Source organism: Pseudomonas sp. SIMBA_068, from assembly GCF_046534705.1.
GTDB classification, from domain to species: Bacteria; Pseudomonadota; Gammaproteobacteria; order Pseudomonadales; family Pseudomonadaceae; genus Aquipseudomonas; species Aquipseudomonas putida.
This window is the reverse complement of the sequence record NZ_JAWRYI010001490.1, coordinates 1-240: the sequence shown is the minus strand read 5'-3', so window position 1 is coordinate 240 and position 240 is coordinate 1. Positions and strand designations below refer to the sequence as shown.

Annotated in this window: 1 protein-coding gene; it reads right to left on the bottom strand. The window is 40.8% G+C overall.

The genetic code is table 11. The annotated features are described in order from the left end of the window. Window positions 1-240, bottom strand: a 240-nt coding sequence (locus SB756_RS34605; protein WP_410913822.1) for an SNF2-related protein, incomplete at both ends; no start/stop codon positions are given.

Sequence of the window (240 nt, the reverse complement as noted above, 5' to 3'; positions counted from 1 at the left end):
CTCGTTACGATTAGACCCAAATATGGTGGTTACCTTTAATCCTTTGGTAAATTTAAGTATTTCGTTTTGCCAGTTACTCACTAAACTGGTTGGACACACGATTAGTGTAGGACCTGCCTGCGGACGATTATACGTACTCGTTAAAAACGCAATAACCTGCAGTGTTTTACCTAACCCCATATCGTCAGCTAAAATGCCACCAAGTTTGTGGCGTTTTAAAAAACTCAGCCAATCAACACC